10 protein-coding genes are annotated in these 11,985 nt (G+C 33.6%); 2 read left to right on the plus strand and 8 right to left on the minus strand.

The annotated features are described in order from the left end of the window. Positions 1 to 65: 65 nt before the first annotated feature. The 6 genes from Q0857_RS05180 to Q0857_RS05205 all read right to left on the minus strand — a co-directional run bounded on the left by Q0857_RS05180 (position 66) and on the right by Q0857_RS05205 (position 6,512). The gene (locus tag Q0857_RS05180; RefSeq protein ID WP_298532841.1) at positions 66 to 1,274 is read right to left on the minus strand and encodes an acyltransferase family protein; all 1,209 of its coding nucleotides are present in this window, start codon (positions 1,272 to 1,274) and stop codon (positions 66 to 68) included. A gap of 96 nt (positions 1,275 to 1,370) precedes the next feature. After that, on the minus strand, positions 1,371 to 2,195 hold the full coding sequence (locus Q0857_RS05185; RefSeq protein ID WP_298532842.1) for a thymidylate synthase: 825 nt from the start codon (positions 2,193 to 2,195) through the stop codon (positions 1,371 to 1,373). 223 nt (positions 2,196 to 2,418) lie between these two features. After that, complete coding sequence (locus tag Q0857_RS05190; protein WP_298532843.1) at positions 2,419 to 3,942, minus strand: nucleoside transporter C-terminal domain-containing protein; 1,524 nt, start codon at positions 3,940 to 3,942, stop codon at positions 2,419 to 2,421. Between the two features lie 16 nt (positions 3,943 to 3,958). Beyond that, positions 3,959 to 4,582, minus strand: a complete 624-nt coding sequence (locus Q0857_RS05195; protein WP_298532844.1) for a bifunctional nuclease family protein — start codon at positions 4,580 to 4,582, stop codon at positions 3,959 to 3,961. A gap of 118 nt (positions 4,583 to 4,700) precedes the next feature. Next, complete coding sequence (locus Q0857_RS05200; protein ID WP_298532845.1) at positions 4,701 to 5,660, minus strand: electron transfer flavoprotein subunit alpha/FixB family protein; 960 nt, start codon at positions 5,658 to 5,660, stop codon at positions 4,701 to 4,703. Between the two features lie 105 nt (positions 5,661 to 5,765). Then, on the minus strand, positions 5,766 to 6,512 hold the full coding sequence (locus Q0857_RS05205; RefSeq protein ID WP_298532846.1) for an electron transfer flavoprotein subunit beta/FixA family protein: 747 nt from the start codon (positions 6,510 to 6,512) through the stop codon (positions 5,766 to 5,768). A gap of 364 nt (positions 6,513 to 6,876) precedes the next feature. On the opposite strand from Q0857_RS05205, the gene Q0857_RS05210 reads away from it, so the two are divergent. Further along, positions 6,877 to 7,854 carry a pyruvate dehydrogenase complex E1 component subunit beta gene (locus Q0857_RS05210; RefSeq protein WP_298532847.1) on the plus strand — a complete coding sequence of 326 codons (978 nt, stop codon included), beginning with the start codon at positions 6,877 to 6,879 and terminating at the stop codon, positions 7,852 to 7,854. A 63-nt stretch (positions 7,855 to 7,917) separates the two neighbouring features. Then, positions 7,918 to 10,419, plus strand: a complete 2,502-nt coding sequence (locus tag Q0857_RS05215; protein WP_298532848.1) for a DUF5686 and carboxypeptidase-like regulatory domain-containing protein — start codon at positions 7,918 to 7,920, stop codon at positions 10,417 to 10,419. Between the two features lie 41 nt (positions 10,420 to 10,460). On the opposite strand, the gene Q0857_RS05220 is transcribed toward Q0857_RS05215, so the two are convergent. Together Q0857_RS05220 and Q0857_RS05225 are read right to left on the minus strand one after the other, a co-directional pair. Continuing rightward, positions 10,461 to 11,483 (minus strand): phosphotriesterase, encoded by a 1,023-nt coding sequence (locus tag Q0857_RS05220; RefSeq protein WP_298532849.1) that lies wholly within the window; start codon positions 11,481 to 11,483, stop codon positions 10,461 to 10,463. A 170-nt stretch (positions 11,484 to 11,653) separates the two neighbouring features. Further along, a complete protein-coding gene (locus tag Q0857_RS05225) occupies positions 11,654 to 11,950 on the minus strand; it encodes a putative quinol monooxygenase (RefSeq protein WP_298532850.1) in 297 nt (98 codons plus the stop codon). Positions 11,951 to 11,985 lie beyond the last annotated feature (35 nt).

Genomic DNA, 11,985 nt, shown 5'->3' on the forward strand with positions numbered 1-11,985 from the left:
ACGGAAATATAATAAAAAAGCACCTTCATCATGAAGGTGCTTTTTTATTATGGAGTATAAGCGTATTATTTGTCTAGAACAGGTTGTATGTCTTTGAGTTTTTCGGCTTTTTTAATATCAGATAATTTTCTTGAATATGTTCTTCCATTTAAGAACCTTCCTATAAAAGTTGGCCTTACCAAATAATGGTAGCTTACAAAACTTATGATGGCAGATGTAATTAATACAAATAACATTTTAAAAGTTGATGGTATATTCCAATCTGTAATAAAACTTGGAATGACTGCTGTTAAAGTCAAATGAACTAAGTACACCCAATATGATGAATCTGAAATGTATCGCATTTTAGATGAATGTTTGTTTGCGTAGCGAATAAACAAGCCCGTAATGCCAAATACATATAACCAGACCATCACAGACTTTAAAACAATTTTTGCCTCATAGTTAAGAACACTTCTCATAAAAAAATAGACTAAAAATAGAATGCTAGCCAACAGCACATTAATCCAATCATGCCTCATAAATACGTGTAATAGATCTTTGGATTTATATAATATCCAACCAATGATATAAAAGGTGAAATAAAAAATGAAAGTGTTAAGATCAGGAACATATGAAACTGATGTTTCTACGTAAGACGCGCCCATTATAAGGTAGACTATGGCCGATACACTTGCCAATACTAAAATCCGAAATAAAGGTCTTTTAATGGTCCAACTAAACCCATTTGAAATATGATTTGAAACTTTGGGCAGTTTTTTAAACACAAAACCTAAAACTACTGATGCAAAGGTTATTAAAATTAAATAGTACAAAAACCATAAGTGGAACGTACTTTTAGGGATTAATATCTCCAAATTGGAAAAAAGGGCTAGCGTGTCAGCCAAAGCATTGCTATTTCCCTCAAAAATGTTTCTAGTGTAACCAAAAGAAAATATAATAGTAGGCCAAAGTAACAGCACAAATACTATAAAAGGATATAGTATGCGTTCTACCCGGTTTTTAATCATTTTCGAAGGTTTTCGCTCATAAAACAACATCGCGCCAAAAAAACCAGCTATAACAAAAAATGTTTGCATCCTAAAGGCGTGAATAATCCCCACTATAAAATCGTTCGAAAGATGCGAAGTGTTTGGGTCTGTTAAATTCCAAACTTTATAATCAAATATGCCATAGGTAATTGCAGAATGAATTACAAGCCCTAAAAGCATCATGATGGCCCTTAACGAATCCAAGGAATGAATTCGTCTGGTTTTAGACGAAGTTTTTGTCATTTATTGGTTGGTTTTAGTAACAATTTACCTTAGGGCACCAACAATGTCAACAAATTTTCTGACAAATCAAAATATAAACAACTGTTTGTAAGTTGTTTAAACCGCTACAGCACCTTTAATATGTGGATGCGGATTATAATCTACCAAAGAAAAATCCTCAAAATCAAAATCGAAAATATCGTTAATTTCAGGATTTAAAATCATTTTTGGTAGCGGGCGAATATCTCGAGATAATTGTAATTCTAGCTGTTCAAAATGATTACTATAAATGTGAGCATCACCAAATGTATGAATAAATTCCCCAGCTTGGTAACCACAAACCTGAGCCATCATCATGGTGAATAAAGCATAAGATGCAATATTAAAGGGCACACCTAAAAAGATATCTGCGCTACGTTGGTATAACTGACAAGATAATTTTCCGTCGGCTACATAAAACTGAAAAAATGCATGGCATGGAGGCAGTGCCGCTTTACCGTTGGCTACATTTTCACTAAAACTTTTTGAAGTATCAGGCAACACCGAAGGATTCCAAGCAGAAACTAACATCCTTCTGCTATTCGGGTTGTTTTTTAAAGCAGTAATGACTTCTTTTATTTGGTCAATTTCATCACCATTCCAGTTACGCCATTGGTATCCATAAACAGGGCCTAAATCTCCATTTTCATCTGCCCATTCGTTCCAAATACGTACACCATTTTCGGTTAAATATTTTGTGTTAGTATCTCCCTTTAAAAACCACAGCAATTCATAAATAATAGATTTAAGGTGTAACTTTTTAGTAGTTACCATTGGGAAACCTTCGCTTAAATCAAATCGCATTTGGTGTCCGAAAACGCTTTTTGTACCTGTTCCAGTTCTGTCTCCTTTTTCGTTGCCGTTTTCTAAAACGTGTTTTACTAAGTCGTGGTATTGCTGCATATGGCTTATTCCTCTGGTAAGAACGGAATCTTTTATTTAATTAGTTGAAAATTACAGATTGTAAAAATAATTCTGCGAAAACGAAATTAAAAAAAATGATGCTTATCCATTTGATTTAGATAATGATTATATCAAAAAGTTATTAACGAGGATAATTAGTTTTTTGATGTTCTATTGCAACCAGATTAGTGTTTTTTTTAACTAGCAAAATTTCTGCTATGTCTTAACCAATAATCATTCCAGCAATAGTAGCCGAAATTAGAGAGGCAATAGTGCCTCCTAAAAGTGCTTTCATACCGAATTTAGATAGGGTTTTACGTTGCCCCGGAGCTAACGAGCCTATGCCTCCAATTTGAATTCCTATTGAAGCGAAATTAGCAAATCCACAAAGCATGTAGGTGGCCATGATAATAGATTTTTCATATTTAAAATGTGTTACATTAGCTACATTTTTTAAGTCTGCTAGTTGTATATAGCCTATAAACTCACTGGCAGCTAATTTTATACCTAAAAGTTGGCCCATCAATGTCATATCTTCTTTTGCTATACCAATTAACCACATTAATGGTGCAAACACATAACCTAATATAAACTCTAGAGATAAATTTTCATATCTAGTGTTTTCCATAATCCAATTGTTAAGACCAGAAAAATATCCAATCTTATCAAACCCAAAATTAAACATGGCGATAAACGCAACAAAAACTAAAAGCATGGCTCCAACATTTACAGCCAGTTTTAAGCCTTCTGTTGTGCCATTAGCAATGGCATCTAAAAAGTTGGAACCTATTTTATCTTGGGAAACTTTCACATCTGTATCAATAGATTCTGTTTGAGGATATAATATTTTAGAAATAACAATGGCACCAGGAGCTGCCATGACTGATGCTGCTAATAGATGTTTTGCATAAAATAAGCGCAAGACAGGATCATCACCGCCAAGAAAACCAATGTATGCAGCCAAAACTGCACCAGCGACTGTGGCCATACCACCAATCATAACCAAAAGCATTTCGGACTTATTCATTTTTTCTAAATAGGCTTTAATGAGAAGCGGGGCTTCTGTTTGTCCTAAAAAGATGTTGCCAGCAACACTTAAACTTTCAGCGCCAGATATTTTAAGGAGTTTGGATAATAACCACCCAAAGCCTTTAACCACAATTTGAATAACACCTAAATAATATAATACCGAGGTAAGAGCTGAAAAGAATATGATAGTAGGTAATACTTGGAAAGCAAAAATGAATCCAAAAGTGTCCATATCTACCACTAAACCTTCAAACAAAAATTTGCTGCCAGCCTTGGTGAACTTAAGAACCTGAACAAAAACGTAGCCGATAAATTCAAAAACATTCTTAATAAAATCTACTTTTAGAACACCTATGGCAATTAGTAATTGAAATGCTATGCCAAGCGCAACAACCCTCCAATTAATTGCTTTTCGGTTACTGCTAAAAAGAAAAGAAATGAAAATTAAGGACACCATGCCCAAAATGCCACGCCATAAACTATTTATAGAGAATCCTTGATTTGGAATAATGGAATTCATTGCCGATTCTGAAGTCGTAACCTCTGAATTATTGGTGCTTGTTTTTTCAACAACTTTATCAAAAGTTAATTCTGTTGAATCAACTAGCGTAGTTTCTTGGATAGGGTTTGTGGAAATGGCTTCGTTTTTGTTGTTTTGCGCTCTAATTGTTGTTGATAAATACAAAAAAAAGGCAAAAAACAAAAACAGCTTTTTCATAATTTAATGGTAGGATTTACTCACGTTTTGAGATTTCATCTCTAATATGAGCTGCTTTTTCGTAATCTTCATTTGTAACAGCTTCTTCTAGCAATTTTTGAAGTTCTTCGATGGTTTTTCCTTGAAGATTTTCACGAGGTTCATTAGGTTCTAACTCATTAGCAACTAATTCATCCATCAAAATACTATCTTCATTCTCCTGATCTTCATCTTCCTTCTTAGGGTTAACTTTTAAGTAAATACCAGCTTTATCAAGAATGTTTTTATAAGTAAAAATAGGTGCTTGAAAACGTAAAGCTAAGGCTATGGCATCACTGGTTCTAGCATCAATAATCTCCTCAATTTTATCACGTTCACAAATTAAACTTGAATAAAATACACCATCAACAAGCTTATGAATAATTACCTGCTTAACTACGATATCAAATCTGTCGGCAAAGTTTTTAAATAAATCGTGTGTTAATGGTCTTGGAGGGCTAATTTCTTTTTCTAAGGCAATGGCTATAGACTGTGCCTCAAAGGCACCAATAACAATAGGAAGTTTTCGGTCTCCGTCTTCTTCATTTAAAATTAATGCGTAAGCGCCGTTTTGGGTTTGACTATAGGATATACCCTTAATATTTAATTTTACTAAACTCATATTATAAAAAACGTAAAGAACTGCTTAATTTAGAACTTTACCAACTGCCAAAGCAGAATTTGGTATGAAATGCTAAATTAAGCAGTTCTATAGTACTACACAATTTATAAAAAATTATTTATTGCTGTGTTTTAAAGGCTTTTAATTTTTCAATAAGTTCAGGAACAACCTGAAAAGCATCGCCAACTACACCATAATCGGCCGCTTTAAAAAATGGAGCTTCAGGATCTGTATTAATAACAACTTTTACTTTTGAAGCACTAACACCTGCTAAATGCTGAATAGCGCCAGAAATACCAATAGCAATATATAAATTTGAAGCTACAGGTTTTCCTGTTTGACCAACATGTTCACCATGTGGTCTCCAACCTAAATCTGAAACCGGTTTTGAACATGCAGTTGCTGCTCCTAAAACATCTGCTAATTCTTCAATCATACCCCAGTTTTCAGGGCCTTTTAATCCTCTTCCTGCAGAAACTACTATTTCCGCATCAGCTATAGTTACTTTATCTGAAGCCTTATCAACGGACTCTACCGTAATATTAGATTCTGGAATTGAAGGGGAGAAGTCTTCCGCTGAAGTATTACCACTAGTCTCAACCAATCCGAAAGCATTATTTGAAACACCAAGTATTTTCACTTCAGTATTAATTTGAGTTATTTCAAAGGCTTTATTGGTAAAAGCGTTTCGTTTAACTGTGAATGGGTTCGTGCTAGTAGGGGTTGCAACCACATTTGAAGCGTAACCAGCATTTAAGCCAACCGCAAGAAGTGGTGCCAAATATTTACTGTCAGTGCTCGAACTCACTACAATAATTTGAGATGCTTCTTTTTCAGCTGCATGCTTAAGAACAGCAGCATAAGCGTTCGCGTTAAAACTATCTAATGCCGTATTTTGAACGTTTAAAATTTTATCCACTCCGTAGTTGCCTAAAATATCCGTGTTGCTTGCATTAATGGCAATGGCTGAAACGGTAGTTCCTAATTGATCAGCTACTGCTTTTGCATAAGAAGCCACCTCTAAGGCCGATTTTTTAAGATTACCTTGTTCTGATTCTGTATATACTAAAACTGACATAATATATTTTATCTTTTTCAATTCCTATGAAAGCGGGAATCGTATTAATCTTTTCTTTACTTTTTAAAAGATCCCTAATCAAGTTTGGGATGATTTAATTAACGACTAAATCACTTTAGCTTCATTATGAAGCAAGTTGACTAATTCGTCTAAATTATCTGCAGAAACCAAAGTAACTGCTCCTTTTGGTGCTGGTTTTTCAAAGGAAATCGAACTAGTTTCCGCATCAGTGCTTGTGGGTTCAACTACTGTTAGAGGTTTTTTCCTAGCCATCATTATCCCTCTCATATTAGGTATGCGTAGGTCGCTTTCTTCAACAAGTCCTTTTTGCCCACCAATAACCAACGGCAAGGAAGTAGAAACGGTTTCTTTACCACCGTCAATTTCTCTTGTAACTTTTGCATTCGTGCCATCTATTTCAAGACCAATACAGTTATTTACAAAGTTAGCATCCGTTAAACCAGCTATCATTCCTGGCACCATACCGCCATTATAATCAATAGATTCTCGTCCTGCAATCACTAAATCATATCCGCCATCGGTTATAACGTTTGCCAGCTGTTTAGCAACAGAAAACCCGTCTGTTGGAGCCATATTTACTCTTATAGCAGCATCTGCACCAATAGCTAATGCCTTCCTAAGTGTAGGTTCAGTATCTGCTCCGCCAACATTTATTACGGTTACATTAGCACCTTGTTTTTCCTTAAACCACATGGCGCGTGTTAAACCAAATTCATCATTTGGGTTAATAACAAACTGCACGCCATTGGTGTCAAATTTGGTGTCACCCTCAGTAAAATTAATCTTCGAAGTTGTGTCTGGCACATGACTTATACACACTAATATCTTCATTTGTCTATCTATTAAAATGTCTTGTTTTTTTGTGGCTACGAAGTTAATTATTTTATTCTGAATATTTACTATGCATGCATAGTAAATATTCAGAAAATTTTATTTTATTTATTTTTTTAATGCCCAAACTTAACCTGAACAAGACTTATCTGGAAATAGAAATACAGTATTGGTTAAGTTGATCTAATATAGGAATACTCAAGAAACATGTTATTACTAGAAATAAATATTTTTTCTCTTTAGAATTATATATTTTTAATATCCTCAAAATAATAGCTCATTTTTTGTATGATTAGGATTAATTTTTTAACTAAAGTGTTGTGAAATATTCCTATTTTTGCAATTCGAATTAAAATAAATTTTAATGAAGACAATTCAATTTAGAGAAGCTATTTGCGAAGCTATGAGTGAAGAAATGCGCAGAGATGAAAGCGTATATTTAATGGGAGAGGAAGTAGCAGAATATAATGGTGCGTATAAAGCATCAAAAGGAATGTTAGATGAATTTGGTCCTAAACGTGTTATTGATACGCCAATTGCTGAGCTTGGTTTTGCTGGGATAGCTATTGGTTCTACCATGACAGGTAATAGACCTATTGTAGAGTATATGACCTTTAATTTCTCTTTAGTAGGAATTGATCAAATTATTAATAATGCTGCCAAAATCAGACAGATGTCTGGTGGGCAGTTTAAATGTCCTATTGTGTTTCGTGGGCCTACAGCTTCTGCCGGTCAGTTAGGAGCTACGCACTCTCAAGCTTTTGAAAATTGGTTTGCTAATACACCAGGTTTAAAAGTAGTTGTGCCTTCAAATCCGTATGATGCGAAAGGTTTATTGAAAGCTTCTATCCGTGATGAAGATCCTGTTATTTTCATGGAAAGTGAGCAAATGTATGGAGATAAGGGAGAGGTACCAGAAGGTGAATACATAATTCCAATAGGCGTTGCTGATATTAAACGAGAAGGTACGGATGTAACCATAGTATCTTTTGGGAAAATCATTAAAGAAGCTTACAAGGCGGCAGATGAGTTAGAAAAAGAAGGTATTTCTTGTGAGATTATTGATTTGAGAACGGTTCGTCCTATGGATAGAAAAGCTATTGTTGAGTCTGTAAAGAAAACAAATAGGCTGGTTGTTTTAGAAGAAGCGTGGCCTTTTGGGAATGTAGCTACTGAAATTACATATTTAGTGCAATCTGAAGCGTTTGATTATTTAGACGCTCCTGTTGTGAAAATAAATACGGCTGATACTCCTGCGCCATATTCGCCTGTTTTATTAGAGGAGTGGTTGCCCAATAGCGAGGATGTTATCAAGGCAGTAAAAAAGGTGATGTATAAATAAAAGAATATTTTCTACGTTATATAAACTTCATTAACATAATTGTTGGTGAAGTTTTTTTGTATTATGAGCAATAGATTACTTATAGCGCTATTTTTTATTGGAGTTTATACTTCATATGCACAAACCAAGGTGAGTGGTTACGTGTATGACGCGGATAAAGAACCTGTGTCTTTTGCTAATGTGATTTTTAGTGGGTCTACTCAAGGTACAATTACCAATGAAGATGGAAGGTTTTATTTAGAATCTGATGAAAATTGGGATAATTTAACGGTATCATTTATAGGATATCAAACTTTATATATTCCATTAACCAAAAAAGTAAGTTATAATTTAGAGTTTACACTTTTGGAAGCGGCTTCTCAACTAAATGAGGTAGTTATAATTTCTGGAAAACAACCTAAAAAGAATAACCCAGCTATTGATATTCTGAGAAAAATATGGGAACATAAACGGCGTAATGGCTTAAAGACATTTAATCAGTACCAATACAATAAATACGAAAAAGTAGAATTTGACCTTAATACCGTCGATAGTGCCCTTATGAAAAGTAAATTGTTTAGGGGCATGGAGTTTGTTTTTGATAAAGTTGACACATCGAGAGTTACCGGGAAAACGTATTTACCGATATTTATTAATGAAGCGGTTTCAACGGTTTATGGTGATAATAATTTGAATAAAACAAAGAGTGTTTTAGAAGGGAATAAAAACTCAGGGTTTAGTGATAATCAAGTGATTATTGACTTTGTAGGCGATTTATATTCAGATTTCAATATTTATGATAATTACCTCAAGTTCTTCGATAAAAGTTTTGTGAGTCCCTTATCAAAAACAGGAATAAATACTTATAATTATGTTTTATCAGATAGCGCTTTTATTGATAATAAGTGGTGCTTTAATATTATTTACTATCCCAGACGAAAAAACGAACTCACTTTTAAAGGCGATTTTTGGGTTGCAGATACAACCTATGCCATTAAAGATATTAACTTACAAGCTTCAAAAAGTGCAAATATTAATTGGGTTAAAGAAATCTATATTGAGCAAGAATTTGAGGTGTTAAGTGATTCGCTCTTTCTTATTAAGCGTGATTATATGATGTCTGAATTTGCTTTAAATAAAAAGGAGAAATCACGAGGGATTTACGGAAAGCGAACCACTCTATTTGATAATTATGAATTTGATATAGAGAAGGATAAAAAGTTTTATGAAGAGGAGGTTAATTATTTTGACAAGGATGTTTATGACCGGGATGATGCTTTTTGGGAGGAGAAACGTTTAGAGGAACTCAATAAAGATGAAGAAGGGGTTTATAAAATGTTAGATACCCTAAAAACGGTAAAAAAGTTTAAGAGATTATATAATTTAGGAAGTATATTAACTTCAGGATATATAGAGTTTAATTCGTTACCATTAGATTATGGTCCCATTTTCTCGACTGTTGGATTTAATGAGGTTGAAGGCTGGCGTTTAAGAACAGGTGCAAGAACTTACTTTGGAAAAAATGATATATGGCGAATTGAAGGCTTTTTAGCTTATGGTTTTAGAGATGATAAATTTAAGTATGGTATTTCTGGAAAGTGGCTAATTGATAAAAAGAACAGGTTAATAGTGTCTGGTGGTAACCGAAGGGATATTGAGCAAATAGGGGCAAGTTTAACATATTCTACAGATGTTTTGGGTAGAAATTTAGCGTCATCAGGGCTTTTTACAACTGCGCCTAACGATAAACTTACCGATATTAATCTCACAACCTTAGCATTTGAACTTGAGCCTGTTAAAAATTTAGTTATAAAATTAGGAGGGAGCTACCGAACATTAAAATCGGCATCGCCAACTTTTAGTTTAGATTATTTTGATCCTAATTCACCTACAGGTGTATCTTCAGAAACGAAACAGTATGAAACGGCTTTGTCTTTATCTTATTTTCCTGGAAGGAAAATGACCGGATACGGTGTTGAACGTTTACATGCTAATGATGATTATGCACAACTTTTTGCTCAGGTTTCTAGAGGTATTAAAGGTAGATTAGGTAATGACTTTGATTATACAAAAATACAGTTTAGATATTTACAGCCTTGGCAAATTGGCGCTTTTGGAAGGTTGAATACCACCATTGAAACAGGTAAAACCTTTGGTGCTTTGCCTTTAGGGTTGTTAAGTGTTATTCCTGGTAATCAAAGCTATTGGTCTATTTATAATACATTTTCTCAAATGGATTTTTATGAGTTTGTGACCGATTCATACTCAGCTGTTCATATAGAACATAATTTTAACGGACGTATTTTTTCAAGAATACCAGTAATTAAAAAATGGAATTTAAGAGCTATTGCAGGGTTTAGGACTGTAATAGGAGATATATCTCAAGAAAGTAAAGATCTTAATGCCACTGGATTGGAATATGTAGCGCCCTCGGCTTCGCCTTACTATGAGTATAGTTTTGGTATAGGTAATATATTTAAGGTGTTTAGAATTGATTTTAATTTTAGGGGTAATTACTTAAACCCTATTGAAAATCCAAATGCTAGAAAATTTGGAGTTACAGGATCTTTTGGTTTTCAGTTTTAAGATAATTTTTTATAAGAAGGATTAAGTGTAATTGCATTTTTCTATTCGACTTGAGATAAGTTCTTAATTTTAATCGAGAAAGCTTTTGATGGGTTGATTGAAGTCAATAAGTTAAATTCTTCATCAGTAAAACCATGAGACTTTAGTTTTGGATACAGACTGGTAAATATTGCTGAATATGGTTTTATAGTTTGTATTTTTTTTTGTGGATCATACCAACCTGCATCATGTGAAATTAAAATCCTGTCTAAAATTCCATTTGCCTTTGCAAATAGTATTTTTTCAACATGTTTTTCTAATTCCCAACCTAATCCATCAAGGCTAATCCAGCAACCTTTTTTTGCTGCTTTAAGGTAGTTGTCTTTATCGTTTTCTTCTTGGGCATGCACCCAAATAAATGCCTCGGGTGAAATTTTCATGGCTTCAAGAATATTTAGTTGAGGCCATAATCCAGTAGCTTTTCCAGTATGAGAAGCTATGGTTAGTCCTGTTTTTAAATGAGTGATGGCTGCCGCTGTTACTAGCTTTTGATGCATAACACTTAAGTTTTCTGTGTTATCAATACCAATTTTTATGAAGCCGGGTTTTATTGATGTGCCTTCAATTCCATGTTTATATTCGTTTATCCAAATTTCGGCAAGGTTTTGCGCGGTCATTTTCTTTGCATATTTTGGAATAAACTTATCGTTTCGAGCACCATATAGTCCCGTGTTTGTAATAATTCTTAAACCAGTCTTATTTGCGATTTTTTCTAGGAGCAATACATCTCTTCCTAAATAGTTTGGTGTGGCATCTACAAAATAATTTACACCGAACACTTTAATTTCCTCAAGATAAGGTAGTATTTTTTTTATTATCGTATCATGATTCCATGTAGTAGGCTGTATACTGTCGGCGCCTATAAAATCGACTAAAATATGTTCGTGAGATAACCATGTATGATTTGAGGTTAATTGATGAGTTTTACTTACGCCCTGGACAAATAATTGCTTGTTAGACGTTGAACATCCATAGATTAGAATTATTAAAAAGAGTGAAATATTTTTTTTATGATAATAACTCATCAATTTGCGGTTTCTCTTTTTTTCTATTTAAGAAGCAGTCTAGTAAAGCGATAAAAATACTCGATGCTTAACTAAGATAGCTTATTTTTTATAAAGTAAAGTATGGGAATAATAAAAGGCCTTGTAAATATTTACATGGCCTTTTGAAATCCAAGTTGTAATATTAACTGTTATCCTATATGTGTCATTTCATTTAATGTAAACTCTTTCACGGCACCATTAGTTGCTTTCAAATATTCAGCTAAATGCGAATTGCCCATATGTGTTTGCCATAAGTCCCTATTTTCCCAATTCTCAAAAAATAAAAACAGGTTTTCATTCTCATTGTCCTGATGCAAATCATAATTTATGCATCCTTTTTCTGCTTTAGTAATGTCTATTAGTTTGAGTAATTCCGTTTTTACGAGTTCTCTTTTTTCTTCCTTTGCTAAAATTCTAGCTACGATTGTTAATTTTTGATTTGCCATTTTTATAATTGTATCTGTTATTTAAGTCTTTACAG

This window comes from uncultured Algibacter sp., from assembly GCF_947495925.1.
Taxonomy (GTDB): Bacteria; Bacteroidota; Bacteroidia; order Flavobacteriales; family Flavobacteriaceae; genus Algibacter_E.

Coding starts and splice junctions, on each gene's coding strand:
- Q0857_RS05180 (WP_298532841.1), bottom strand. CDS start 1,274: ATGACAAAAACTTCGTCTAAAACCAGACGAATTCATTCCTTGGATTCG.
- Q0857_RS05185 (WP_298532842.1), bottom strand. CDS start 2,195: ATGCAGCAATACCACGACTTAGTAAAACACGTTTTAGAAAACGGCAAC.
- Q0857_RS05190 (WP_298532843.1), bottom strand. CDS start 3,942: ATGAAAAAGCTGTTTTTGTTTTTTGCCTTTTTTTTGTATTTATCAACA.
- Q0857_RS05195 (WP_298532844.1), bottom strand. CDS start 4,582: ATGAGTTTAGTAAAATTAAATATTAAGGGTATATCCTATAGTCAAACC.
- Q0857_RS05200 (WP_298532845.1), bottom strand. CDS start 5,660: ATGTCAGTTTTAGTATATACAGAATCAGAACAAGGTAATCTTAAAAAA.
- Q0857_RS05205 (WP_298532846.1), bottom strand. CDS start 6,512: ATGAAGATATTAGTGTGTATAAGTCATGTGCCAGACACAACTTCGAAG.
- Q0857_RS05210 (WP_298532847.1), top strand. CDS start 6,877: ATGAAGACAATTCAATTTAGAGAAGCTATTTGCGAAGCTATGAGTGAA.
- Q0857_RS05215 (WP_298532848.1), top strand. CDS start 7,918: ATGAGCAATAGATTACTTATAGCGCTATTTTTTATTGGAGTTTATACT.
- Q0857_RS05220 (WP_298532849.1), bottom strand. CDS start 11,483: ATGAGTTATTATCATAAAAAAAATATTTCACTCTTTTTAATAATTCTA.
- Q0857_RS05225 (WP_298532850.1), bottom strand. CDS start 11,950: ATGGCAAATCAAAAATTAACAATCGTAGCTAGAATTTTAGCAAAGGAA.